Here is a 25,464-nt window from a genome sequence, read left to right as displayed (position 1 = left end):
GCTTGATTGTGTCTCAGAAAGGGATCCATGCGCAAAGAATAAAATCACTTGACAAGATGTTCTTCATAGATGGCCTCGAATGCAATTCGAGGTTGTCGAAGACAACAGGAAACCGTCAGGGTATACGTGCTGTTAAGGATATGGGGCGATCCTTAGCGACTGTATCAGGCTTGTACAATTAAGAAATCTGAGTGCAACCCTGTCAGTTTCCTGCTCGCTGCGCTCGGCCCGAATTACATTCGAGCCCACCCATTTTTTTCATCTTCCTGTTGGTTGGATGTGAGTCAGCCACTATCATCTTAGATGAACTTAAACGGACCTGTTTTTTGAAGCTGGAAAACTGTCAGAATGGAGTGAGCATTGCAAGAGCCGACGCCGGAGATGGTGACTTTCTATGAACGCCGGACGCGGGCGCATATTGAGCGGGTGCGGCGGAATCTGGCGCTGCTGGCGGCGGAGTGGGCGTGCGGAGAGGAACTGCTGGCGCGGGGCGAAGTGCATGATGCGTCCAAGTTCGAGGCCGCGGAACGCGTGCCTTATATCTGGCTGACTGAATATCATCGCTGCCGGTGGCGGAACATTCCGTTTACTTATCCGGAGGGAATGGAAGCCCGCACGCAGGCGGCGGTGCGGCATCATGTGAGCCACAACCGGCATCATCCGGAATTCCACGACGATCCGAATGAGATGACCGACGTGGATCTGATCGAGATGGTGTGTGACTGGACGGCGATGTCAGAGGAGTTCGGTCAGGACGGCGGCAGTGCCCGGGACTGGGCCATGAAGACCATCGGTGAGCGGGTCGCTTTTAATGCTGAGAAGACGCGGTTCGTGTTTGAGGTGATCGAACAACTGGACCGACTGCGATGCGAGGACCGGAAGCCATGAAGATTCTAAGCCTGGATCCGTATGAATTTGAGTCGTCCAGTTCGGAAGAATTTCTGGTGATCGCGATTGCGAACGCAAAACAGTTTCCTGACTGGGAGGCCTTTTTTCAGGCGACGATTGAATCAGGAGCATTCGAGCCGCGTGAGTCACCGTTTCCTGCTCAACCGATTGCATTTCAGGACTTTGAGTATGCAGACTCGGTTCGCATTTATCTGCAACGTTATGCCGGGGTTGTTCCTGAGGGGACTGCTTCCTCAATCCCGCTTGCCTGTGAATGGTACGAACAGGAAATTCTGATCGAGGAGCGAGGGACTTTTATCCGTTATGCCTGGGAGACCTCGGCATAAGTTTGTGTGATTCAGCTGTGTTTGACGGGATCGAAACCTGACTCGTTGCGGTGTGAGGAATTTTACTTCGATGGACTTTGAAAAACTCTGGCCGGATTTAGAGTGGGTAATTGATGAACTGAAGGATGGCATGTCATTCTTTGAAGGGTACGTGACTTCCATTGCTCCGAACCGAATTGCAGCAGGGGTGTCAAAAATCGATGAGGCAGCAGTGCGTTGCGACTATCATCAGCATCTCTGGTCAAGTGTTGTCGTTCAAGCTGATCAAGTACAGGAATATTCGCCTGAGGAGTATGAAAGACGATTTCGCGAAGATCAGATCGTTCTGTTTTGTGTCGACTATGAGAAGAAGATCGCAGAAAATACCTTTAACTTCAAACTTGTTATAGAGGAAAACGACGCTCCGTCGAGTACATCGCTGGAAATTCTCTGTTATGGAGAAGCTGTGCTCAATAGCCGTTCCCCTAAAGCTGCCGTCGAAAAAGTAATCCTGGAATGTTGCGATCTGTGTGAGTTATTCGAAGGTGATGCACTCTTCATCGGACCTGATACGATTCATTATCCCCGAAGTAAAGATGACAAGCTGCAGGAGTGGACGCGGATTAAATAGCTGGCTCCTGCTGATATTTAAATAGATACGAAAGATTTATGGCATTTACTCTGGAGCAGGTGGTTCCCTGGGGGCGTTCGTTTGAGGAATATCGGGCGATGTTTGACCTGGGGGAGGCGGAACTCTCTCAACGGATTCTGGGTTGCGGGGACGGGCCGGCCAGTTTTAATGCGACGCTGACGCGGCAGGGGGGCGCGGTGGTCTCGGTGGATCCGTTGTATGCATTCTCTGCTGAGGAGATCGGTCAGCGGATTGACGAGACGTTCGAGACCGTATTACAGCAGACGCGGGAGAACGCGGGTGAGTTTGTCTGGGAACAGATTCGCTCGGTTGAAGAACTGGGAGAGATCCGCAGAGCTGCGATGCAGGAGTTTCTGGCCGACTATCCGACGGGGAAGGCGCAGGGGCGCTACCGGGAGGCGGCGTTGCCTGTGTTGCCGTTTGAGGAGGCTGCCTTTGATCTGGCGGTCTGCTCGCACTTTCTGTTTCTGTACAGCGTGCACTTTTCCCTGGAGTTTCATCTGGCTTCCCTCAGGGAGTTATGCAGGGTGGCTCGCGAGGTCCGTGTGTTTCCGTTGCTGGAACTGGGGGCGAGGCCGTCACGGTATCGCGAACCGGTCGTGGCACAACTGTCCGCGGAGGGTTATGATGTGCAGATCAGACGCGTGCCTTACGAGTTTCAGAAACAGGGAAACGAAATGCTGGTGGTTTCGGTTCCTTAATACTGAGAACCCGCCCGACAATCTTACTGTTTCAAGTTGCCCTGTATGAGAATCGGTTTTCTACTGCTGCTGATTGCGGTGCTGCTGGTGCTGGCCGCCGGGATGCACCAGGGGCTGTGGTGGCTGCTGCTCTGGCCTGCGTTCAGCTTTGCGCTGGTGGCGGCGGGGTATTTTGGTCTCGGTCCCCGGGTGTTTAACAAATCGGAAGCGGGGCTGGTGCCGTTGTTCAATCGGTGTCTGTTGTTTCCCTACCTGCTGTATCTGAACGCGATCTGGCATGGGGCGCGGCTGTTGAGACCGGAGCCGCCTTTGAATCAATTAACGGAGAATCTGTTTGTCAGTCGGCGTCTGTTGTCTCATGAGCTTCCGGCGGAGATTGTGCATGTGATTGATCTCACGTGTGAGCAGAGTGAACCACGGGCGCAGCGATTGCGCGGCTATCACTGTTTTCCCATTCTGGATCGAGAAGCACCGTCGGTTGATGCGTTAACTGAATGGATTCCGCAGGTCGCGATGTTACAGGGACCTGTTCTGATCCACTGCGCTGAGGGTCATGGTCGGACAGGGCTGTTTTCCGCGGCGCTGCTGTTGTATACCCGGCAGTGTGGGAGCGTAGAAGAGGCGCTGCGTTTTATTCAGAGCCAGAGACCTCTGGTGCGCTTGAGTGGAGCCCAGCGTCGCGTGTTACAGACTTTTTATGAAGGGCTGGAAACCGCGGTACCGTTACCGGTTGCAGACGGGGCTCGGAGTAACGATGATTGAACTCGCAGACTAAATATTCCGGCTGAATTCCTGTCTGCGCGCGAGGCAGCCGGGCAGAGGAGTTTAATCAGAGAGGAGTCAATCGGTGGATACCATCGTCTGTATTCCGATGTCAATCAAAGGACCGGAGGAACTGCTGCCGCTGGTCATGAAAGAGACCGGGGGCAAGTACCTTTATGCCGGTTCCATTTTGATGTCGGTCGAACATAAATTCTCAGCGCATTGTGAATTTGGTGAGCACGATGACCAGATTTCCGTCGCCTTTCAACTGGGAGGGCAGGGCAGCATCAGCGGTGAAGATATCGCGACACTGGATACGCATCAGTGTGTGCTGTACCTGATCTGGCCCAATGCGGGGCTGAATGAGTTGGACCGGCTGCATGCCTTGATCAATGTCTGCCTGGATTGTGGCGGACTGGGCGTTAAATTCGAAAATTCGGGAGTGGCCCATTCAGCGGCTGACTGGCGGGCGAAAAACTTTGCTGAAGATACGCTGGACCTGTTGCAGTCGCATGTGATGCTGGTGGGATGTGAGACGCATTTTTACAGCACCGGCATGCACATCTTTGGAATGCCCGATGCAGCGGTGCCTGCGACCGTAGAGAATCGCGAGGCCGCGTTCCTGTTGACCGAGTTCAATCACTACCAGATGTGCGAGTCGCCTGTGTTTGAAGAGGGGCATACGTTTTCGACGAGTGCCGACGCGCCCTATTATCGCATCTCCCGAAAAGATGACTGGATCAATGCGGACGAAGAATGCTTTGCTAATCCGTTCGGCAGATATCTGCTGGAGCCACTGGACCTCCCGGCCTGAGACTGGAAAACTGTTGCTGATCCCATGAGTAAGACGACGAGCGCAGTTCCACGGATTCCTGTACTGACGTGGAAAATCTCCGCTGTGACCGGTGCCGGGGCCTTTATGGCGATGCTGGATTCTACGGTGGCGAATCTGGCAATCGAATCGATTCGGTCCGACCTGCAGTCAACACTGACTGTGGTGCAGTGGGTGGCGACCGGCTATCTGTGTGCCCTGGCAGTCTCACTGCCGACAGTAGGCTGGCTGGGTAAACGCTTCGGATATGGACGCACCTGGGCGGGGAGTCTGATTGCGTTTGTGCTCGCTTCTGCCTTTTGTGCGCTGTCTCCGGGACCGGTGAGCCTGATTATTGCGCGGGTACTGCAGGGCCTGGCGGGAGGCATTATGGTGCCTGCGGGGCAGGCGATCATTGGTTCGACGGCGGGAAAGAAAGAGCTGGGTCGAATTATGGGGCTTTTGGGACTGGTGATTGCGCTGGGGCCTGCCATCGGTCCCGCGGTGGGTGGTGTCTTGCTCGAAACGACTTCGTGGCGGTGGCTGTTCTGGATCAATGTACCACTGGGAATTATCACTCTGCTGGCAGCCCGTAATCTGGTGCCGGCTGGAGAATTGAATGGGGGACAGCATCTGGACCGCTGGGGATTTCTGTTGCTCAGTCTGGGACTGCCGCTTTTGCTGTATGGGAGTACCGAGACCGGCGTTTCCGGTGGTACGGTATTAACCGTAGGGGCGATGCTGGGAGGTGTGGTGCTTTCAATGGCGTTTACGTTGCATGCCTTTCGCGCAGCGGATCCGTTGATCGACTTGCGTCTGCTGCGGAACAAGACGTTTACAACGGCCACGCTGACGACCGGGTTGACCGGTGCGAACATGTACGGCGCGCTGCTTCTGCTGCCCTTGTATTTTCAGATTGAACTCGATCAGAGTCTGACGCGAACGGGACTGCTCCTGCTGGTAATGGGACTGGCCAGTGCGCTGGTACTGCCGGTGGGAGGGACATTGACCGACCGCTACAGTGCCGGGCAGGTTTCCCTGTGGGGAGCGGTGCTTCTGTTCTGTTCGAGTCTGCCGTTTCTATATTCAGAGATACTGTCGCCGCCGGTTCTGTTTATCGCGCTGGCGATGCGGGGAGCCGGTATTGCACTGGCGCAGATGCCTGCGATGACAGCCGCTTATACGGCAGTGACAGCGGAACAGATGGGAGATGCGGCGACGCTGGTGAATATCACACAGCGGATTGGCGGGGCGGCAGGGGCGATCTGCATTGTGATTATGCTGCAACACATGGGGCGGCAGACTGACTTGAGCCCCCATGTCTGGGCCAGCGGTGTGTTGACCGTGATTTCGTTGCTGGTGGTGATCACGGCTTTCCAATTAAATCAGAATCTCTCCAATAAAACCGAAGTCAGATCGAATAGCTAGCATTCCAGTCTGCGCTGATTCTCATCTGCGAGATTTAGAATGAGTTGCAGACCGTTTATCTCTCGATGATCAAACGGTTTATGGTGAATCTGCGGGGTTGGGTCGGTTGTGGAAGCGGAGCAGATCCGGCTGAGGGGATTGAGTCTGGAATCTGATTGACCCCGGTCTAACGGGCGGGTACGATTTGAATCCGTAAATTTGTTCACATTAAAGGGTCGCTATGACAGAGCAGGCTGGAACCAGTTCCTGGTTGAAACGGATCAGAATTTTTGCGGGCTTACTGCTGATGGCACTGGCCGTGGGTGGGGCAGTGATGCTGGCGACCGCTGGTGGTATGTGTAGCGGTACGCTGGCCAGTGGGCGTTCGGTGACCGCGCAGTCTGACAGCTGGAAATTAGATGCCACTTACTCGGGTGATACGGCGACCATCAAAACCGCGGGGTTCAACATTGAGGTGACCCCCGATCGACTGAATGTGGATCGGCAGCGGATTGCGTTTATCGACTCCAGGGCGAAGTCGGTGGGAGTGAAAGTGAAAGCAAATGAAATTATCTTTCATGCGGATGGGAAGTGGGTGGCCACTTATCGCCGGTAACGGTTCTGCAGTGACCTGACTGCTGAGCCGTGACAGTCGCCAGCCTGTCTGAGTGCCTCGTGGTGGGGGTCAAATACTATTGCAAATCCGGGAAGTTCTGTCATGATAATTAGACAGTTATCCGCCCGTGCTTCAGCCACACTGTCGTTTTTGTAACAGGCACGTTGGTGTGAAGCGGATCCCGTTGAAAGAGCAGTACCGTGACTCCTGCGCCTCAGGTCATGACTTCCGCTGCTGGTGATTATTCCCGAAACCTCTGGCTGGTGCCGGGACCGCAGGACAGCGTGCATCCACTCTGCCTGTTTCTGGATGCCGATCATTATCTCCGCGATATGGACTGTCTACCGCTGATCAGTAAGTTGATGGCAGACGGACAGATTCCTCCCCTGACGCTGGCGTTCGTTTCGCATGTCAGCAGTGAAGATCGCCAACGGGATTATCTCTGGAACTCGCATTATGCACAATTTCTCGCGGAGGAAGTCGTTCCCTGGGTGTGTGCCCGTTCCAATGCGCGGGCTGAGGGGAACCTCATCTGTGGTCTGAGCCTGAGCGGTCTGGCTGCGGCGCATGTCGCGTTTCAGTATCCCGGGTTGTTCAGCCAGGTGTTGTGCCAGTCGGGTTCGTTCTGGTGGCTCGCGCAGCAGGAACTGGAGCTGCCTGTGAATCATGCGCGGTTCTGGTTGAGCGTGGGGGATCAGGAGACCGAGACCGAGGTGACGCATCCCCCGTCAGGCCTGTACCAGGAGATTTCGCAGATCGAAGGCGTGGAATGGGCAGCAGCCCGGTTTCAGGATCAGGGGGCCACGGTGCATTATCAGCAGTACAAGGGGGGGGCATGCGATTGCGCCCTGGCGGGCCGAGTTGCCTGCGGCGCTCTGCTGGTTGCTGGCGGCGCAGCAGGTGGATAACGGCGTACATTCGCAGGGGATTTCCTGAAATTGGAGGCCGAATCACTGAAACCGTCGCTGGATCAATATGAGTCGAGATAAAACAGCCCGCTGCCTGGAAGAGATGCTCGCTTTTTTTCTGCGGCATTGTGAGGATAGAGGTACGTTGGGAGAACTGTATCTGATGAGTCGCGATTCCGAGAGCTGGTGCCGGGGGCATGAACTGCATCGCCGGATTCGCGAAAAGACACAGTCTGCAGAACGCAGTGGTGATCTCTTGGGAGAGGCGCAGTACACGTTTGAAGAATGTTGCGCGAAGACGTTTTATAATCTCTCTGATGCGATGGTGCCGTTTTCAGAGGACACGCCCTTCTGGATTATTCCTCAGGGATTTCGACTGGCGCGGCGGCTGGAGCTGGAGAATCCGTACGCGTTTACCTCGCTGCTGAGTTCGGAACGTGAGCTGGGGACGAAGTTCATGTAAATCAGGGGGTAGTGATTGCTGATTGTCTGGTTCTGTCAACGAACGTTATACTTCGTTGAGTAACTCGAAGAAGCTATCAGCAGAAAGAACGGTGCGATGTCTTTACCATACCACGAAAACGGATATGTCTACTTTGAACTCCGGTCGAGTCAGGTTGCCGTCTTTGATCCGGCCAATAAACCCGGAATATACGAGATTCCCGTAGCGACACCCGGATCCTGGAGACTACCCGTTGATGCAATTCGACCGGCCACGCAGGCTGAAATCGAAGCTGATTCAAAACAGCTGATCTCCGTCGATGCCGCGCAGATTTTCCTGATCGACGCGTCCTGCCTGGATGTGTTTCTGGATGAATTTGATCCAGTGCGCGGGAGCTGGCCTGATTACGATTATTTCGATGGATTGAGAGAAACTCTGAAAATCGACTTTGGTTACCTGGTCGCTGGCGGAGAACTGACCGCTCATTTTGACGGTGATGGAACCTGGATGATTGATGTTACTCAATTTGAGCATGTGGATACAGTCGTTGATCAGCCAGAAAAGACGGTCGATCAGGGCACGCGCAAGCTAATGCTGAAGGTTGCGCGAACAATGAAGACGTTCGTCTGTACTCAATGTTTCAGTGAGGAACTGTTGTGTGAATCAGAGCCGGACGTCTGTGTTCAGCAGGCACTCGATGCGGGCTGGCTGGTGACAACAGCGCCGAGTCAGTTCGGCAAATTCAGTGTGTTATGTCCAACATGCCGCGCGGATTCAGGGGAAAGAGCTTAAGCCTGACCTGCCGTGGTATGTTTGAAAATGAATTCACCACCACTTTTCCTGTAGTGAGCCTGGCATGAAAACGAGTTACTCGTTGTATGATATTATCGAAAGAGTCGGGAAGCGGCCTCAGGTGTATGTGGGAGAACGGAGGCTCAAAAACATTGGCCTGTTTCTCGACGGTTATTGGATTGCGATGCATGATGCGGGAGTAGAGGATGCGACCGATCCTGATTTCGCTGATTTCCGTGAATTCGTCAGACAGAAGCTGAATTATTCCGGCAGTTCTGCAGGCTGGGAGAAAATGATCCTGGCGGTCGCTGCGGGGTGCGATCCCCGACAGATCAGGTGGGAAGAATTGAACGCGCCTCGTTCCCCCGAAGTGCATGAAAAGTCGCTGGATCTGTTTTGGGAATTACTGAAGGAATATCGATCCACGACCGATTTCGAGCCGGACAGGAATATACCGTAAACCTGCACTATAGCTTGCGGTTCCGGTATTCGTGAGATTTTCTTGCTTTGCTGGTGAAATCGTGTCAGGATTGGTTTCATGACTGGCGACACTTGTTGATTTCACTGTTTCCGAATCAGAGAAAGCGAGGGTGATCTGCGATGGGGCTTGAAGACAACATTGCAATGAGCAAAGGGGATGATCCGGAGATGCTGGCTGCGAGTCAGCAGGCGCGGAAGACATTCAAGTATTTCTGGCGGGAGCTTTCGTGGGAACGGCGGCGGATCTTACCCGCGCTGGATTTCGCAGCAGTGAAAGTGGGTTTCGCTGATGAGGGGATGTCCCCCGACGATCCTGAGCTGGAACACATGTGGGTGAGTGATGTGGAGTGTAATGGTCGCGAGATCATGGGGACGTTGAATAATGACCCCGAATGGGTGACCAGTGTCAAAGCCGGGGATCCGATCTGCGAGCCGCTGTCAGCACTTTCGGACTGGATCTATTCCATCCGGGGGCGGGCCTATGGCGGGTTTACCGTTAACCTGATCCGTTCGCGGCTGCCTGCCAGTCAGCGACGGGCACACGACAAAGCGTGGGGCATGGAGTTCAGTGAGCCCGATGAGATCGAGGTGGTGTATGTGCCTACCGAGCCGGTCGGTTTTCTGGGACGACTGCTGGGAAAGAAGCCGGTGATCGACCCCGAAGAGCGGAAGTTGAATATGCTGGAACATCCGATGTGTATCAACATGGGAGATTCTCTGCGGGAAGCCTTGCAGCAATCCAAAGAGATGGTGTATGAAACCGATGACGAAGGCTGGACGATGCTGCACCGCGAAGCGCTGGCCGGCAATGGTTTGGTTGTCAAAATTCTGCTGGAAGAGGGTGCCGACCCGACGTTAAAAACCCCCGAAGGCGATACACCATTCACGCTGGCCAAACGCTTTGGCTGGCGACATGTGATGAAACTGCTGGAGAAGTGAGACAGAAATAAATTCTCATGACCGATATTACACTGGATTTGAATAACTACCGCGTGAATCTGCGGGTGGCGGCGATTGTGCGTCGGGAGGATGAGGTGCTGTTGTGTCGGCCCGTGGATCGGCAGTGGTGGTATCTGCCGGGGGGACGGATCAAGACGAATGAAGATTCACTGACCGCCATGCATCGGGAGCTGACCGAAGAGATTGGTCCTGGGTTTGAAGTGTTGCGTCCGGTGATTGCTGCGGAGAACTTCTTCGAACTGGAAGGACGGAACTTTCACGAACTGAGCACCTATTACGAAGTCGCCTGGCACGGCGAGGAGCTGGCGGGGACGGAAGAGAACGAACTCGAAGTCTTTGAATGGTGTCCCCTGTCAGAGCTGTCCGGTCTGACCCTTAAACCGGATTTTGTGATACCGCGAATTCTGGAGCCGCGCACCGAACTGGAGTTGATTGTGCACAGGGAGAACGGGTGAGGGTGTTGCGGTTCCCTCACGAACAGAACGCTCCTCCCTCGTCATACCGACAGCGGGTCTTCGTGTATATCACCTGTGAAGACGCGCTGCTGGTGTTTGATCATGTTGCGGTGCCGGAGGCGGGAACGCAGATTCCGGGAGGCACCATCGAGCCGGGTGAAGATCCTGCCGCCGCGGCACTGCGCGAAGCCCGGGAAGAGACGGGGTTGGATGCGTTTTCCACACCTCAGCTGATCGCCCGCCAGACCATAGATCTGAAACCGTTCGGAAAACAGGAAATAATTGATGCATGGTATTACCATGTGCAGTATGCTGGGGAGCGGACAGATCGCTGGCGGCATTGGGAACAGACGCCCGGAGATGGCAGTCGGCAACCGATTCTGTTCGAGTTGTACTGGCTCCCGCTGGAGGGGGAGATCAAACTGCACGGTGCGGACGGCTGGTTTCTGGATCGGGTGCGAAGCAGTTAAGTAATCTCCGTTTGCATTCTTTGATGTCTGTCTATGAGAGGTCGTGATCTGGATGGAAAAAGAACGAAAGAAGCAGCTCAAGAAACTGGGCAAAGCGGAAGTAGAGCGAAGGTCACAAGAGTTAAAAGATCAATTAAAGGCTGCTAATCCGGCTGAGTTAAGTGACGCTGATGCCTGGATGGCCAACTACAAGACCGGAACCAGACGAGAGCAATGGCTCAGGAAAAAACTGCCCACGCTACACAAAAAACGCCTTGAAGAGCTCTTTGTTGTGAATCCTTACAACAGTTCCGGATGGTTTCCTGCAGAAGGAAACTATCTTCAATGTGAGGACTGTGGTTCGGCAGTCCCTTCGGTCAGTCGTGCCAGATTGATTAAATACACGGGATGCCGCTGCAGGAATATCATCTATTGGCGTTTTTTTCGCTGGCATTGTTGGAGAATCAGACGTCGAGAGCGCGTGATCCCAGTCAAATTAATTGGCCGGGGCTGAGCGCTGAATTAAACGTGCGGTACAGCGACAAGTGGGAAAGACTGACTGAGGCTGACCTTTGATATAACACAGGTGCTCAATGACTACTCGTTACATTCTCGCATTAGTGATCTTGCTCGCTGTGATTGTGGGACTGCAGATGTCAGGTGTCTTTCGTATTGCAGGGAATATTTATCGCGAATGGTCTCTGAAGAACGTTGAGCGCGGTGATGTGAAGGCACTCAAATGGAGTCGGGAGTATCTCGATTCCGATGAGATACAAATCCGCGCGGCGGCGGCATCGAGCATCGGAAGGATTGGTCAGGCAGATCAGGCAACACTTGCTGACTTGATTCAGAAGGTCGATAACGACGTTCCCCGGGTCGCCAGCTCTGCTGCCTGGTCATTGGGGCACATCGAACTCATGGAACCTGAAGGAAATCGTACCGCGTACCAGTCGGAAGTTGTAGCTGCGCTGATTCGCGGGTTGTCGCATCAGGATAAAGAAGTGCGGAGATATGCAGCATACGCACTTTCCAATTATGGCATGCGGGGAATTGACGCGAGCCCGGCGATACCGGCCCTGGTGGCGAAACTGAAAGATAAAGGGATGGGATATATGGCAGCACGGGCCCTGGGTGAAATGGGAGCCAGGGAGTCAGCCGCTGATATCGCTGTATTGCTGGAAGGTGAAAACGAAACTTATCAATATGAGGCAGGTGTCGCGCTGGCGAAACTGCAGCCGTTGCCCGAGGAGATCCAGGCACAGTTGGATAGGTTACTGAAGGCGCATGATGATATCCGCAGGGCGGTCGAGATAGAAGTTCCTGATTATCAGACAGCCGGTACAAAGCAGCCGGTAAAAAAATGAGAATGAGATAACTTAATTTCACTACTTTAATTTTCCAAATCGGAATTGTATGATAACGGCATGAGCCGGGCCGGATCTGGCGTGATTGATCCGGTGGCCGGTGCGTGTCTTTATGATCAGAGTTGGAAACCATGGCATCACCATCACAGTCCCTGTCCCAGGAGCGGCTGTCTGCGGAAGAAGTTGAGAAATTCGAGCAGGACGGCTACCTGATTTTTCGGAATCTCTGTCCCGAATCGCTGCGGCAGGAGATGCTGGCGGCGACGAAAGAAGGGCTGGCGCAGGTTGTGGAGCCGGTCGAGTATGAGGCGGACGTGGAGTATCCCGGTTCGCCCGCGTCGCGGCAGGTGATTGGCGGGGAGACCGTGCGGCGGCTGAAACAGGCGCACAGCCGGGGGATGAGTTTTACCGATCTGGTGAACCACCCGGCGATTGTCAATCGTCTGACTCCGCTGCTGGGGGATGACTACGTGATGCCGCTGGCGCACCATAACTGCATCATGACCAAGCAGCCCCAGTTCAGCAGCGATACGTTGTGGCACCAGGATATCCGTTTCTGGTCGTTCGAGCGGAAAGAGCTGATCAGTGTCTGGGTGGCACTGGGTGAAGAGAACCGGGAAAACGGTTGTCTGAAAGTGATTCCCGGAACTCACCGGATGGAATTCGGTCCTGAGCGTCTGGACGAGCGGATCTTTCTGCGTCCGGACCTGCCGGAGAATCAGGCTCTGATTGAGACCGGTGTGCTGGCAGAACTGCATCCCGGGGATGTGCTGTTTTTCCACTGCCGAACCTTTCATGCGGCGACACGGAACTTTACCGATCAGCCCAAGTTCTCGGCTGTGTTTACGTTCCGGCCGGCTGATAATCCGCCGGTGCCTGGTTCGCGGTCGGCGGCGCTGCCGGAGCTGATTATTCATACGCCGCGCTGAGGCGCAGGCTGGTTCTGGTTTGGGTGTTTTGCTGCGCCCCTTCTTCTTTTCACTGGTGGCTGATGTGCGCTGGTGATGCTTCCTCTATGCGCGTTGACGCCGATCGGTATGATTTCCTGCGCTGTTTTCGATTCATTGGGGTCGAAGGAGTTGCTGCGGGGAGAAAGGCTGACGCTGGTTCTGGTATCGGCGGTGAGCATTTTTTTCCGCTTAAGACAGGTGGCGGGCTGTGATTTCCTTGGGACGTTGATATTGGTGGCAGGTCGCCAGGCGGACACATGGGTACTGCTGCTGCGTTTCACAGGGATGGGATTCTGCTGTGGTTTATGCTCTGCTCTGTCGGTTTCCTGCTCGCTGCGCTCGGCCCGAATTGCATTCGGGCTCACCCGGATTTGTGGGTGAAATGGCGTTTGCCATCGGTTTCTGTATTCGTATTCACGATGGTTGCCGGCGGCTGGCGTCTTTTTACTCAGGAGGAAACCGTTTATGGAGGTCCATTGGATGTTGAAGCGAGTGGAGTATTGCGAGGCGGGTTGGCACACAGGCACTGCCGCTGCGTTTTGTTTTGATCGTGGGGCTGATTGTGTTGAACGGCAGCGGGGAGTCAAGACAAAATTTTGTCCCGATGTGGCCGGATTTTGTCCTCTTGTGTCCTGTATTTTGTCCTGGTGTGGCCGGGGTTTGTCCTGGTGTGCCGTGAACAAAGTGGGGAGAACATTTCGCATGGGTTCAATTTGTTCCAGTAGAAACAGAGTGAAAAGTGGTGGAGGTTCAGGTGGAAACGGGGCACTGGTGTTGCGTGTTCCGGTGCACGCCGACCTGCCTCGCGCGCGAGCCAGAGGGAGTAAGATACGATTCGGGAGAGGCGAATCAAGGGGAGTCTGTTCAGCGGTGAGTGCGGGAGATTCAGTGGTGAAGGATGTGATGTGGTTTCCGCGGAAACGGAAACGGGGGTACGGTCACCAGACCGACCGATTCGCTTATTGCGGAGTGGAAGGGAAATTATTTGGTGTGGGAGGTATCGAGTTCGGGGCGGGGCTTGGTTTCCAGGAACTGGGCGGCACCGAGGTACTTGCCCCAGGAGCCGAAGTAGCCACGATAGAGCATGATCAGGTAAGCGGGAACGATGATGGGGCGGATGATGAAGGTGTCGAGCAGAACGCCGAAGGCGAGGGCGAAGCCCAGCTGCTGCATACCGACCAGGGTGCCTGCCATCAGCGAGGAGAAGGTTCCGGCCATGATGATCCCGCAGCTGGAGATGATCCCGCCGGTGCTCTTGAGGGCGGAGATGACGCCTTCGACGGGGTCGAGGCGTTTCTGTTCTTCATCGATGCGGGTGATGAGGTAGATATTATAGTCTTCGCCGACCGCGATGAGGATCGTGAAGAGGAACATGGGCACTTTCCAGTCGAGACCGGCGAAGTTCTGCGGGTCGAGTGCCCAGAAGACGGCGAAGGTAATGCCGAGTGTGACGAGGTAACTGAAGAAGACACTCACGATGAGGTACGCGGAAATCGCAGGTCGTTTGAGCAGGATGACCAGGATGATAAACACGCTGGCGAGCACGAGGACATCGATGCGGGCCTGGTCCTGGTCGGTGACATTTTTCAGGTCGCTGATACTGGCGGTGGCACCGATGTAATACAGGTCGGTATTCCCTTTAAGTTTATCGGGGAGCCCTTTGTTGACGGCGGTCTTCACGCGTTCGAGCTGTTTCATGCTGTCGTGCGAGAAGGGATCCTTTTCGAGGATCAGGTCCATGCGGGTGACGTGATGTTCGAGCTCGGGTTCCGAACTGACGTAATAATTTTTGATGAGCTTGATGCGGCTGAGGGCGCCAATTTTTTTGAGACCGGTGAGGTTCCTGGCCTTCTCCATTTCGTCGGCGGCACCGATGCCGAAGGGTTTGGTCATGTTGCGGATGTCAGCGATGCCGAGCTCTTCTTTCTGATCGAGCAGGGAGGCGGTGAGCTTCTCGATGGCATCGCGGCCTTCCGCGTCGGAGAAGTTGATTTCGGGGTTCTCGAACAGCAGGGTCAAAGGTCCGGTGGCACCGGCGGGGTAGTGTCCCTGGACGGCCTTGGTGCCGATGACGCTGGGGTCTTCACTGGGCAGTTCCGAAAGCAGACCGTAGCTCAAGTTGCCGTAACAGGCGAGGCTGATCAAGGCGAAGGGGAACAGGACCAGGAAGGTCGAGAGCCAGATTTTTCCGGGGTTCTTGAGCAGTCCCTGCGAGACCGTTTCCCAGACAGAACCGGCCCAGTTGCGCTGCATGAGCCGGGCCATGACGCTGGAGGGGGTGAGCCAGCCTGCGGAAATGGCGACACGTTCATTGAAGCTTTGAGGCCAGTAAGCGAAGCGTCCCGCCAGGCAGAGCAGAGCGGGCGAGAGGGTCAGGGAGGCCAGCAGAACAAAGGACAGGCTGAGGGCCATGGCGACACCGGCCTGTTGAAATTTACCGAACTGGGCGAAGACCATCATGCCGATACCGCACATGGTGGTACCTGCACTGGCGGCGAGCGCCGCACCGACGGTGGCGATCGAGTTGGAGACCGCTTCTTTAAATGTACATTCTTTTTCGAGTTCCTCGCGATGGCGGGCGATGAGGAACAGGCAGTAATCGACGCCGGCCCCGTAGAGGATGACGGTCACGTAGACCTCAATGCCGGAGAAGAGTCCGACCCAGCCCCAGTCTCCCAGGATCGCCAGTACCGAGAGGGCGATCTGAACGGAGACGAAGACGGTAAACAGCGGGATGAGTGCCAGGATCGGTGCGCGATAGATGATGATCAGGAGCAGGATCACAAGCAGCACGGTCCAGAGTTCCGTGGCTTCGGCGCTCTGGTTGGCAGCGCGGATCATGTCGCGTCCGACGGTGGCGATACCGCTCAGCGAGATATCGAGTCCGGGCTCGATGGTCTGTTTGAATGCTTCGTCATTCTGAATCAGGTTCTCGATACTCTCGACGGTCTGTGCGTTGCTCTGATCGAGAAATTCGGTCGAGAGTTCCACGATGACAAGCGATGCTTTGTTATCTTCACTCTGCAGGAGGTCGCCGATCGATTTATCGGTGTAGGTGCGGATGCGCGAGATGTTCGATGTCAGGGTCTGACTGTTGTTATCTTTGCGTTCGGTGGCAAAGCCGCCCTGTTCTTCCGCAATTTCTTCAAGCCGGGGTTTGAGTGTATCTTCAATGAATTTCAGGTCTTTGGGGCGGAGTCCCTGGTCGCCATGTTCACGACGGACGACGAGCACGATGCTGCTGGCCAGGAGGTCGTCGGGGAAGGCGCGTTTAAAGAGTTTCTCACCCTGCAGACTGGGCGAGTCAGCGGGCATGAAAGCAAATTCCCCGTTTTGCACAACACTGGACCACTCGGGCGCAACGTAAGAGACACCGGCGACTGCCAGAATCCAGAAGACAAGAAAGACTTGCCAGTAGCGGACAACGGTGTTACCCAGGACTCGAAACATAGGGACTGCTAACAAGGGAGCTTAGGATGAGGCGTAAATCAAGCCCGACAGCGATTCAGCTGTTGCTGAGGAGTTTTTGAAACCCCAGCCTGAACTGTAAGGTATCAACGGTAACTTACAGGGCTTTGTGTGGGTTAATCTTCACACATTCTGGTAGCCGTTTGCAAGTCCAAGGGGGTTTGAATTGTGACGAGAGCCTGAAAACTGAGTTTATGTTCATTTTTTAGTTGAGTTGGGAAAATAGATTTTGTAAGACTGAGTGATTCTGGCATAATGAGGCAGACCGGAATTCACTTCTTATCAACCACTTCCGATCGTTGTGACAAGAGCAAAGGATCTTCTCATGCTTCGTAATCCGCGCCGTTTAACAGGTGTCAGTTTTCTTCTGTTTCTAGCCCTGATCTGTCTGTCAGCGCGACCCGCTGCGGCTCAGACGATTGCCCGCTGTGGTGATGGCTGGCTGGAAAAAGTGGATGGCTACCTGGTACTGCATCTCAAAGGGACGCATTACGAAATGGGTTACCAGCAGGGAGTGCTGCTGAAGGAACACATCCGCAAGAATATGTATAACCTGTTGAATGAGAAGGGGGATACGACGCTCGTGGATTTCGGTCTGGTGAAGCTCAAACCCCGCCAGGCGATTGAAACGGTGATTCAGATCCAGAAACCGTATACGCCGCAAAAGTATGTTGAGGAAATGCAGGGTCTGGCTGCCGGTGCGGAAATCACTTACGAGGATGTACGGGCGACGAACTTCATCCCGGAGATGTTCCACTGCAGCGGATTTTCTCTGGCGAACACTGCGACGAAGGATGGCACCCTGTATCACGGTCGTGTGCTGGACTATGCGTGTGACTGGGGACTGCAGGATCATGCAGTGCTGGTCGTCGCGGAGCCGAAGGGGGGCATTCCTTTTGTGAATGTGACCTATGCGGGATTCATCGGTTCGGTCACCGGAATGAATATGAAGTCAGTTTCGATTGGTGAGATGGGCGGCCGCGGACTGGGACACTGGGCCGGAGTGCCGATGGCGTTTCTGGTTCGCGAAGTTCTGGAGACGGCCAAAGATCTGGACGAAGCAATTGCGGTCTTCAAAGACAACTATCGTACGTGTGAATATTATTACGTGATCGCGGATGGCAAAACGAATCGCTCGGTCGGGATGGCGACCAGTTGGGAGAAGATGCAGGTGATTCAACCTGGCGAATTTCATCCGCTGCTGCCGAACCCCGTCAAAGATGCGGCACTGCTGTCTGCGGGAGACCGTTACCAGGAACTCTCGAAGCGGGTGAAGAATGGCTATGGCAAATTCACCGCTGAGTCTGCGATCGAGCTGATGAGCCGTCCGGTGGCAATGAAGTCGAATCTGCACAACGTTCTGTTTGAGCCGAAATCGACGAAGCTGTGGGTCGCGAATGCCAGCACCGATGGTCAGCCGGCTGCAAATCAGAAGTATTTCAGCTTCCAGTTATCGGAACTGCTGAAACGGAAGCCAGACGCGAATTCGCCCCAGTATCCGATGCCTGTTGCCCAGGAAGTCTCGCAGAAGACGAAATAGGCCCGCTGCGTGTTTACTGGTGCCCGATGTTTCGCTTTTCGGTTTCGTGGCGATCTGTATGATACGCGGTGGCCGACGGCAATCGCTCACTCACTTGTCTGATTGGCGAGGAGTTCGTGCCAGGCGTCGGGGAGGTAGTCGATCAGGTCAGCGGCGATCATGGCGGGTTGCGTCAGATCGTCAGCAGCCAGGTCACCGGCGAGGCCATGCAGGTACGCTCCCAGTTGGGCGGCGTCAAAAGGGGGAAGTCCCTGACCGGCAAGGGAGGTAGTCAAGCCGGTGAGGACATCGCCTGTGCCTCCGGTCGCCATGCCTGCGTTACCGGTTGGATTAACAGCGATGCGGGAGCCATCGGTGATGATGGAGCCTGCGCCTTTGAGGAGCAGGATGACCTTGTGCTGTCGGGCAAATTCCAGCGCATGGGTTTCCCGGTCAGCGGTGATCTCTTTGATGCTGATGTTGGTGAGTCGCGAAAATTCGCCGGGATGCGGCGTTAGAATTCGGGGGCCGGCCGGATCGGGGAGAGAGGAGTCTGCTGCGGCGAGTGAGTTCAAGCCGTCGGCATCGACGATCAGTGGTTGTGTGAGATTCTCATACAGGTGCAGCGTCAGATCGCGGACCCAGGGACGTTGGCCACAGCCGGGACCGATGGCGACGGCATCGAAACCGGACAGCTGGTCGAGCAGATTTGAGCGGGACTCGGGAGTGAGTTGATCTTCAGAGTCCATCTCGAGCGGAATGGTGAGGTAGCAGGGATTGACTGAGGCCACAATGGATTGAACCGAAACAGGAGTCGCGATGAAGACCAGTCCCGAGCCGCCCCGCAGCGCACCCATGCCCGACAGACAGGCCGCGCCACTCATGCCGGGACTGCCGGCGATGATCAGAACTTTGCCGAAGGTTCCTTTATGTGAGTCGGTCATGCGTTGTGGCAGAGAGGGCAGGTCTGAGATGCGCTGAATATTCATATTAAAATCTTTCAAATCCGGCGGACCTGATTACAATGTGTTCGCTTTTCGTCAGCCTGAAACGATTCGAAGTATGATCCAGGGCTGAGATTAAAACCATTGTAGCAAACCGGAAATCGGGGTGCAGGGGTTAGTCTGGGATGGCTGGGAGAGACAGGTTGAGGCTCTTCATTTTCAGATCGCGTTAACCTGTTGAAAGATTGGTTGTTAAGGCTCCCAGACGACGTTGAGATCATTATACTTTGAGTACCTTTTTTGAACGGACTACTTTTTCTATCATAATCCAGAGATCGCAGTTACGCGATGACTCCGGGGGCAGCAGTCAATCAGTCCCGGGATCGTTCTGGAGGATGACGGACTCGCATAAATCGAAATCGATTGGATGGATCTTCAATGCCAAGCAAGAAAACTGTGTATGAGAAGCTATGTGACCTGGCCGGTAACCTGTGGTGGAGTTGGCAGCCTGACGTTACTCAGATTTTTCATCTGATTGACCCGGATCGATGGGCGGATTTAAACCATAATCCGGTGCTGCTGCTGGAAGAATACAGTCCTGAGCAACTGGAAAAGAAACTGAGCAGCCTGAGTCTGCACTCCCGCGTGAACGTGGCTTATCGTCGCTGGCGGGAGTATATGGAGCGTTCGGAGACCTGGGGGTCGACCAACGCGACCATTCTGGGGCACCGCTGTGCGGCTTATTTTTCCGCGGAATTCGGGATTCATGAATCGCTGCATATCTACTCCGGCGGTCTGGGTGTGCTCGCGGGTGACCATCTGAAAAGCTGCTCTGACCTGGGACTTCCCCTGGTTGCCGTCGGCTTGTTCTACGGCGAAGGTTATTTTTCACAGCACATCGACAAAGAGGGCTGGCAGCAGGAATCGTACACGGAAGCCAAGACCAAAAATCTGCCGATCTCTCCCGCTTACACTCCTGATGGTAAGCCGGTGATGATTTCCGTGGCGACCCGTTCGGGTGAGATTTTTGCGAAGGTCTGGCGAATTGACGTCGGTCGTATCAAGCTGTACCTGCTGGATACCGATGTGCCGGAAAACAGTGAAGAGGATCGGAACCTGACCGCGCGTCTGTATGGCGGCGATCAGCGGACGCGTATCCGTCAGGAAATCATGCTGGGCATCGGCGGTGTACGGGCCCTGGCAGCGATTGGAATCAGTCCGAGTGTGATTCACATGAATGAAGGTCACTCCGCTTTTGCACCGCTGGAGCGGATCCGTGGTCGGATGCATGAAGATGGTTTTTCATTCGATGATGCTCTGCGTGATGTCGCGGCCTCCTGCGTCTTCACCACTCATACTCCCGTACCAGCCGGACACGACCGGTTTGATGCAGGTCTGGTGGAAGAACATGTGGGACCGCTGGGAGATCAGCTGGGTCTCGACCATCATGCGTTGATGGGACTGGGACGCGTCGATCCACAGAATGAAGGTGAGACCTTCTGTATGACCGTGCTCGCATTCAAGCTGAGCCGACTGGCGAATGCGGTTTCGAACCTGCACGGAGTGGTGAGCCGCCGGATGTGGGCATCACTCTGGCCGTGGCGGAGTGAAGAAGAGATTCCCATCGGACATATCACTAACGGGGTGCATATGCCGACCTGGCTGGCAGCTCCCATGCGTGTGATTTACGACCGTGTCTTGCCGACCAAGTGGTACTATCGAACCGGTGAAGCCAGCGTCTGGGCGGGCATTGAAGAGATTACCCCCGGGGATTTGTGGGAGACGCATCAGGCGTTGAAAAATCGTCTGATCATTTACGCCCGCGATCAGCTGGAAATCCAGGCACGTCGACGTGGGACTTCGGAAGAAGAAGTAGGCCATCTGCGAAATGCACTGAACCCGGATGCGCTGCTGATCGGTTTTGCCCGTCGGTTCGCGCCTTATAAACGTGCGGACCTGGTGATGAAGGACATGGAAAACTTCCTGAAGATCATCGAAGATTCCGAGCGGCCTGTGCAGTTCATCTTTGCAGGTAAAGCACACCCCGCCGATGAACGCGGAAAGCAGATCATTCAGCGGATCTTCAAGCTGACCCAGGAACCGCCGTTCCGTGGGAAGATTGTTCTGCTGGAAGATTATGACATCAACCTGGGTCGTCACCTGGTACAGGGTGTTGACGTCTGGTTGAATAATCCGCGGCGTCCTCTGGAAGCATCGGGCACCAGTGGTCAGAAGGTGGTGTTGAACGGTGGCTTAAACTGTTCCATCCTGGATGGCTGGTGGGCGGAAGCCTTCGATGGCAGCAACGGTTTTGCGATCGGCGAAGGTCGGACACACGTCAACCAGGAGATTCAGGACGACCGTGACGGTGTGAACCTGATGAGGGTGCTGCGTGATGAAGTCATTCCGTTGTACTACGATCGAAACTACGATGACCTGCCTTTAGGCTGGATCCACCGCATGAAACGGGCGATCCGGACACTGGGCTGGCGGTTCAATGCGGACCGGATGGTGATGGACTATGCAGAGAAAATGTATCTGCCCGCCGCTGGTGGTCTGTCCAGCCAGATCAAGGGAGATTCCTCTCTGTAGACGGAACTGATCAATTCCACAGTCATAACAATCGCTACAACGGTCACAGGAGAGATGATCATTATTTCTCCTGTGACCGTTTTTTTATTAGGATCTGACAAAGCTGAAAGTGAAAGGGGATGGACTCGGAAAATCTGTACTTCCCGGGAAACATGGGGGGTAATTGGGAGCTAATTTTTAAGTGAATCTAGTAATTCACGAACGGGCCGACGGCGAAAGAACGGGCAGGAAGTTAAAGCCAGCCAGTTGCTTATGAGGTAACAAGCCACGGCCTGCTCAAAATCTCCCGGTAGCAGAAAGCGTTTCCCCATGAGTTCAGTGCTGGCAAATCAATCAAATACTCCGGTCAAAGGTACGATCCCACCCGGAGAACTTTCGGATCTGGTCAAGGGCTATCTGGATGTGGAACTGTGGCGTTCCACGGGGTGGCTGACCCGTTTGCATCTGGAAGAGCCGCGCGTGGATGTGCGGTGTCTGACAGAGCGGACTCGGCTGGTCAAGCGGCTGATGGACATCTTCGTATCAGCAACGATGCTGGTGATCCTGTCGCCGTTACTGCTCACGCTGATTGTGCTGGTCAAGCTGTCGTCACCCGGTCCCGCCATCTTCAAACAGACCCGCGTTGGTCTGAATTACCGTAAGAAAAACAAAAACGATCGGCGTCAGGAACAGGTTGATCTGTCAGATCTGAACCTGTCCCGGGATCGTCGTGTTGCCGGCAATGACCGCCGCGATGAGCGCGGTTATGGGATGCCGTTTACGTTGTACAAGTTCCGAACGATGAGTGTGGATGCAGAAAAGAACGGCGCACAGTTCGCCGTTAAAGGAGATCCACGCGTGACGAAGCTGGGACGCTTCATGCGAAAGACGCGACTCGATGAGCTGCCGCAACTCTGGAACGTACTCAAAGGTGAGATGTCACTGGTGGGGCCTCGGCCGGAACGGCCTGAGTTCATCGAAGGCTTGAACAAAGAGATTCCCGGCTACATCGATCGTCTGGGCCTGAAGCCCGGGTTGACCGGAGTCGCCCAGATCGTCAACGGCTACGACAACAACGTGGAGAGTTTCCGTAGAAAGGTTTCTCTGGACCTGATGTATCTACAGAACTGCTGCATCTGGAATGACATCAAGATCCTCTTCAAGACGATCCGTGTGATTCTGACGGGGAGCGGGGCGCTGTAAGCGCAGCGGAATGTTTTCCGTTCAGCGAATTCAGGAAGCGACCAATTTCAGGCCAGTAGACAAAGAGTAACGCACCGAGGAGCATTCCAAATGTCTGTCGGTTTAACTGTTCTTGGATGACTTCTGCTGGAAGGAGCCCCTGTTGCGTTGCCGTGGGGCTGAAGCTATAAGCCGGGCCTGCGAATAAAGAAAAGATAAACCAGCCGACTGTGATACCGATCAGCGAGAGCCAGAGTGAAGTTCGTTCTTTCCAACTGGCTACGAGAGTGGCGAGCAGAGCACTGCCGTAAATCAACCAGAAGCAGATGGCTTGATCGTGGTTATCGATGACCGTCTTTTCTTGCCACTCTAACAGGTGGTTCGTCCAGTACTCGTGCGCGAGAAACCAGCCCAGACCGGTGCCGAGAAGAATGCAGAGAGAGATTATGGTTTTAGAGCGAAACATGCCGATCTGCTTTCATTAAAATCCTCTTTGATTCTAATGTATGGTTGTTTCAACTCCCAGTAAATTCATGCTGAGTACCGGATCTTCACCCCGTTTTCTAAATGAACAGTGCAACAACTTCAGCTTGAGCCGCTGGTGCCTTCGCGTAGAATGCGATGCGTTTTAAAAATGGTGACGCGGCATTCAGTAAATAAAAAACGCCCTGTTGCCAGGGCGTGGGTGAAATCCAGTGTCGCTGAGTTAACGATTAGGTGGTTTCCGGGAAGTGGCTGAGTTCCAGAGTATTGGCAGGAGCCATCTTCTCGTTTTCGGTATCCCAGCCCATCATCTGTCCGGACCGCCATGATTCGTTGGCCATGTTGACGGCGACAACACCAGCCAGTCCGAGTTCGGTAGGGCAGTTGAGTGGTTCGCCGTTGCGCAGATGGTTTTGCAGGTTCGTATGATGCAGCTTCGTATCTTCTGCACCCGACTTTTTGTGTTCCGCAAGGACTTTGCCGTCTTTATCTTTGGCGACCCAGCCTTCACGGGTGAAGTAGAGTGTGCCGCGATAGCCGCGGATCAGGTGGTCGATACCCACCCGGTTGCTCATGGTACCCAGTACGTAAACGGTCATACCCCGTGGATACTCGCAGATCATCTCGAAGTTGTCCGGCAGGTTGCGACCGTCATTCCATTGCCAGATTCCGCCCATCCCAACGACACGTCGTGGATAGAGCAGGTTACAGGCCTTCATGATGCGAGTGATGCGGTGAATGAACAAGTCGGTGCAGATCCCGCCCGAATACTGACCATAGTTCCGCCACTCGAAGTAGTGGTGCGGGTTCCAGTCGATCTTCGGTGCTTTACCGAGCCAGGCGTTCCAGTCGAGGTCGGCCGGTTTGGGTTCATTGTCTTTCAGGCCGGGACGACGCCAGGGACCCTGTTCGCCGTAACGACGCACGTATTCGATCTGGGCCTGCACAACCTGACCGAGTACTCCCTCTTCGATGGCCTTCGCCGCGGAAGAGTAAGAATCGTCAGACATGCCCTGCACACCAACCTGGATCGGCAGCTTGGTCTCTTTCTGCTTTTTGATGACAGCCTGAGCTTCGGGGATGCTGTGCGTCATCGGTTTTTCACAGTAGACGGCTTTGCCGGCGTCGAGGGCATCGATGGTCATCTGGGAGTGCCAGTGTTCCGGCGTCGCGATCGTGACGTAGTCGATGTCCTTGATCTCGAGTACTTTCTGGTAGTCACCAAATGCGTGTTGTGCGCCGGTTTTGGTTTTGCCTTCTTCTGCGCGGGTTTGCCAGCAGTCGGCAACGGCGATCGCTTCGAGATTATTCTTATCTTTGATCGCGTTGAACGTATTCATGTGGGCGTTGGCCATTCCGCCCGCACCGATAAAACCGATGCGAATTCGATCGTTGGCGCCCAGGATGCTGGCATAACTTTTTGCGGTCCAGGCGAGACCGGCGGCTGCGGCACCGCCGGTGCGGAGGAAACTTCTGCGCGTGACTTCGCTGGAAGCCGGTTGCTGTTCAGAGCTCATACGTACTTTTCCTGTTGTCGTGGTGTGAAGGATCTGATTCCGTCTGGAGAGCGACTATTTGAGTTCTTTGATCCGGAAATCTTTGAACTCGATTTCGGCGCCATGGCCGCACAGACAGATATAACCCTTGTCCCGTTTGAGACCGGGGTGATCTTTGTGATCGATCGTGCCATTCTTCTTGGCGTCTCCCATGTCGTAGTCCAGAATAACAGTACCGTTGAGGGTCACTTTGACATGGTTCCCATTCACGAGAACTTCCTGGGTGTTCCATTCTCCCACAGGATTCAGATAGCCACGCTTGGCAGCAGCTGTTCCGTAGAGCGAACCATGGTACTGATAGTCCTGCAGCTTGGCATATTTTTCAGCGGTGTTGTCCAGGATCTGAAGTTCCTTACCGGCATAGGCAGGGCTGGTTTTGGGTTTCAGGGGAACGTGGAAACCGATTCCGTTGTTAGCGCCGGCGTCGAGTTTGAAATCAAAACGCAGTACGAAGTTGGTGTATTCTTTGTCGGTGAAGAGGTTACCGCCACTTTCTTTCTTGCTGATCAGCATGCCGTCTTTGACGTAGTACCCGTCGGTCGCACCTTGCCAGCCATCCAGATTTTTGCCGTTGAAGATGCTGACGAAATCGCTTTCGCAGTGTTCTTCGGCGTTCAGAGGAGCAGTCACGGAAACCATCAGACCGGCGATGGTCAGCAGAGAGAGGGTAAAGATTTTACGGGCAGTCAGAAGCATAGCGTTGATTCCTTGAATTCAGCTGTTATTCAGTTAGGCAGGAAGGAAAAATCCTGTGATATTTAAGGATCTTTAAAAAGGA

General features: G+C 54.5%; 27 protein-coding genes. 21 read left to right on the top strand and 6 right to left on the bottom strand.

What is annotated here, in order from left to right; translation table 11 throughout:
* Window positions 1-360: 360 nt before the first annotated feature.
* The 18 genes from FYZ48_RS15105 to FYZ48_RS15020 all read left to right on the top strand — a co-directional run bounded on the left by FYZ48_RS15105 (window position 361) and on the right by FYZ48_RS15020 (window position 12,942).
* On the top strand, window positions 361-888 hold the full coding sequence (locus tag FYZ48_RS15105; protein ID WP_242022669.1) for a DUF5662 family protein: 528 nt from the start codon (window positions 361-363) through the stop codon (window positions 886-888).
* Window positions 885-1,235 carry a hypothetical protein gene (locus FYZ48_RS15100; protein ID WP_149341734.1) on the top strand — a complete coding sequence of 117 codons (351 nt, stop codon included), beginning with the start codon at window positions 885-887 and terminating at the stop codon, window positions 1,233-1,235. Before FYZ48_RS15105 ends, FYZ48_RS15100 begins: the two co-directional genes overlap by 4 nt.
* A 70-nt stretch (window positions 1,236-1,305) precedes the next feature.
* Window positions 1,306-1,845: a hypothetical protein gene (locus FYZ48_RS15095; RefSeq protein ID WP_149341732.1), complete on the top strand. Its 540-nt coding sequence runs from the start codon at window positions 1,306-1,308 to the stop codon at window positions 1,843-1,845.
* 38 nt (window positions 1,846-1,883) lie between these two features.
* Window positions 1,884-2,567: a class I SAM-dependent methyltransferase gene (locus tag FYZ48_RS15090; protein ID WP_149341730.1), complete on the top strand. Its 684-nt coding sequence runs from the start codon at window positions 1,884-1,886 to the stop codon at window positions 2,565-2,567.
* Window positions 2,568-2,612: 45 nt separating this feature from the next.
* Complete coding sequence (locus tag FYZ48_RS15085) at window positions 2,613-3,329, top strand: dual specificity protein phosphatase family protein (protein ID WP_149341728.1); 717 nt, start codon at window positions 2,613-2,615, stop codon at window positions 3,327-3,329.
* Window positions 3,330-3,414: 85 nt separating this feature from the next.
* Window positions 3,415-4,143, top strand: a complete 729-nt coding sequence (locus FYZ48_RS15080; protein WP_149341726.1) for a DUF4261 domain-containing protein — start codon at window positions 3,415-3,417, stop codon at window positions 4,141-4,143.
* A 24-nt stretch (window positions 4,144-4,167) separates the two neighbouring features.
* Complete coding sequence (locus tag FYZ48_RS15075) at window positions 4,168-5,568, top strand: DHA2 family efflux MFS transporter permease subunit (protein WP_149341724.1); 1,401 nt, start codon at window positions 4,168-4,170, stop codon at window positions 5,566-5,568.
* 220 nt (window positions 5,569-5,788) lie between these two features.
* On the top strand, window positions 5,789-6,163 hold the full coding sequence (locus FYZ48_RS15070) for a hypothetical protein (protein ID WP_149341722.1): 375 nt from the start codon (window positions 5,789-5,791) through the stop codon (window positions 6,161-6,163).
* 200 nt (window positions 6,164-6,363) lie between these two features.
* Window positions 6,364-7,071 (top strand): alpha/beta hydrolase, encoded by a 708-nt coding sequence (locus FYZ48_RS15065; protein ID WP_149341720.1) that lies wholly within the window; start codon window positions 6,364-6,366, stop codon window positions 7,069-7,071.
* A gap of 67 nt (window positions 7,072-7,138) precedes the next feature.
* On the top strand, window positions 7,139-7,534 hold the full coding sequence (locus FYZ48_RS15060) for a hypothetical protein (RefSeq protein ID WP_149341718.1): 396 nt from the start codon (window positions 7,139-7,141) through the stop codon (window positions 7,532-7,534).
* Window positions 7,535-7,630: 96 nt separating this feature from the next.
* Window positions 7,631-8,305 (top strand): hypothetical protein, encoded by a 675-nt coding sequence (locus FYZ48_RS15055; RefSeq protein ID WP_149341716.1) that lies wholly within the window; start codon window positions 7,631-7,633, stop codon window positions 8,303-8,305.
* Between the two features lie 64 nt (window positions 8,306-8,369).
* Window positions 8,370-8,765: a hypothetical protein gene (locus FYZ48_RS15050; RefSeq protein WP_149341714.1), complete on the top strand. Its 396-nt coding sequence runs from the start codon at window positions 8,370-8,372 to the stop codon at window positions 8,763-8,765.
* A 140-nt stretch (window positions 8,766-8,905) separates the two neighbouring features.
* On the top strand, window positions 8,906-9,724 hold the full coding sequence (locus FYZ48_RS15045; protein WP_149341711.1) for a DUF2314 domain-containing protein: 819 nt from the start codon (window positions 8,906-8,908) through the stop codon (window positions 9,722-9,724).
* A 17-nt stretch (window positions 9,725-9,741) separates the two neighbouring features.
* Window positions 9,742-10,200 carry an NUDIX hydrolase gene (locus FYZ48_RS15040; protein WP_149341709.1) on the top strand — a complete coding sequence of 153 codons (459 nt, stop codon included), beginning with the start codon at window positions 9,742-9,744 and terminating at the stop codon, window positions 10,198-10,200.
* A gap of 2 nt (window positions 10,201-10,202) precedes the next feature.
* Window positions 10,203-10,670 carry an NUDIX domain-containing protein gene (locus FYZ48_RS15035; RefSeq protein ID WP_187782035.1) on the top strand — a complete coding sequence of 156 codons (468 nt, stop codon included), beginning with the start codon at window positions 10,203-10,205 and terminating at the stop codon, window positions 10,668-10,670.
* Window positions 10,671-10,722: 52 nt separating this feature from the next.
* A complete protein-coding gene (locus FYZ48_RS15030; protein WP_149341705.1) occupies window positions 10,723-11,163 on the top strand; it encodes a hypothetical protein in 441 nt (146 codons plus the stop codon).
* Between the two features lie 79 nt (window positions 11,164-11,242).
* Complete coding sequence (locus tag FYZ48_RS15025) at window positions 11,243-12,013, top strand: HEAT repeat domain-containing protein (protein ID WP_149341703.1); 771 nt, start codon at window positions 11,243-11,245, stop codon at window positions 12,011-12,013.
* A 131-nt stretch (window positions 12,014-12,144) separates the two neighbouring features.
* On the top strand, window positions 12,145-12,942 hold the full coding sequence (locus FYZ48_RS15020) for a phytanoyl-CoA dioxygenase family protein (RefSeq protein ID WP_145037004.1): 798 nt from the start codon (window positions 12,145-12,147) through the stop codon (window positions 12,940-12,942).
* Here FYZ48_RS15020 and FYZ48_RS15015 read toward each other — a convergent pair.
* Together FYZ48_RS15015 and FYZ48_RS15010 are read right to left on the bottom strand one after the other, a co-directional pair.
* Window positions 12,927-13,484, bottom strand: a complete 558-nt coding sequence (locus FYZ48_RS15015; RefSeq protein ID WP_149341701.1) for a hypothetical protein — start codon at window positions 13,482-13,484, stop codon at window positions 12,927-12,929. The genes FYZ48_RS15020 and FYZ48_RS15015 overlap by 16 nt on opposite strands.
* A 460-nt stretch (window positions 13,485-13,944) precedes the next feature.
* Window positions 13,945-16,413, bottom strand: coding sequence for an MMPL family transporter (locus tag FYZ48_RS15010; RefSeq protein WP_149341698.1), 2,469 nt, complete (start codon window positions 16,411-16,413; stop codon window positions 13,945-13,947).
* A gap of 343 nt (window positions 16,414-16,756) precedes the next feature.
* Here FYZ48_RS15010 and FYZ48_RS15005 point away from each other — a divergent pair, with 343 nt between their 5' ends.
* Window positions 16,757-17,971: a C45 family autoproteolytic acyltransferase/hydolase gene (locus FYZ48_RS15005; RefSeq protein WP_149341697.1), complete on the top strand. Its 1,215-nt coding sequence runs from the start codon at window positions 16,757-16,759 to the stop codon at window positions 17,969-17,971.
* Window positions 17,972-18,057: 86 nt separating this feature from the next.
* Here the strand turns inward: FYZ48_RS15005 and FYZ48_RS15000 are convergent, their stop codons facing one another.
* Window positions 18,058-18,939, bottom strand: a complete 882-nt coding sequence (locus FYZ48_RS15000; RefSeq protein ID WP_149341694.1) for an NAD(P)H-hydrate dehydratase — start codon at window positions 18,937-18,939, stop codon at window positions 18,058-18,060.
* Window positions 18,940-19,332: 393 nt separating this feature from the next.
* On the opposite strand from FYZ48_RS15000, the gene glgP reads away from it, so the two are divergent.
* Entirely contained in the window at window positions 19,333-21,486 is a 2,154-nt protein-coding gene (gene glgP, locus FYZ48_RS14995) for an alpha-glucan family phosphorylase (protein WP_145181059.1), read from the top strand.
* Between the two features lie 309 nt (window positions 21,487-21,795).
* Window positions 21,796-22,668: a sugar transferase gene (locus FYZ48_RS14990; protein WP_149341692.1), complete on the top strand. Its 873-nt coding sequence runs from the start codon at window positions 21,796-21,798 to the stop codon at window positions 22,666-22,668.
* Here FYZ48_RS14990 and FYZ48_RS14985 read toward each other — a convergent pair.
* The 3 genes from FYZ48_RS14985 to FYZ48_RS14975 all read right to left on the bottom strand — a co-directional run bounded on the left by FYZ48_RS14985 (window position 22,625) and on the right by FYZ48_RS14975 (window position 25,382).
* A complete protein-coding gene (locus FYZ48_RS14985) occupies window positions 22,625-23,113 on the bottom strand; it encodes a hypothetical protein (RefSeq protein ID WP_149341690.1) in 489 nt (162 codons plus the stop codon). The two genes, FYZ48_RS14990 and FYZ48_RS14985, sit on opposite strands and share 44 nt — an antisense overlap.
* A 247-nt stretch (window positions 23,114-23,360) precedes the next feature.
* Window positions 23,361-24,647: a Gfo/Idh/MocA family protein gene (locus FYZ48_RS14980; RefSeq protein WP_149341687.1), complete on the bottom strand. Its 1,287-nt coding sequence runs from the start codon at window positions 24,645-24,647 to the stop codon at window positions 23,361-23,363.
* A 54-nt stretch (window positions 24,648-24,701) separates the two neighbouring features.
* Window positions 24,702-25,382 (bottom strand): 3-keto-disaccharide hydrolase, encoded by a 681-nt coding sequence (locus tag FYZ48_RS14975; protein WP_242022668.1) that lies wholly within the window; start codon window positions 25,380-25,382, stop codon window positions 24,702-24,704.
* Between the last annotated feature and the right edge of the window lie 82 nt (window positions 25,383-25,464).

This window comes from Gimesia chilikensis (assembly GCF_008329715.1).
GTDB lineage: Bacteria > Planctomycetota > Planctomycetia > Planctomycetales > Planctomycetaceae > Gimesia > Gimesia chilikensis.
The sequence above is the reverse complement of the archived record's forward strand: the minus strand, read 5'-3'. Positions and strand labels throughout refer to the sequence as shown.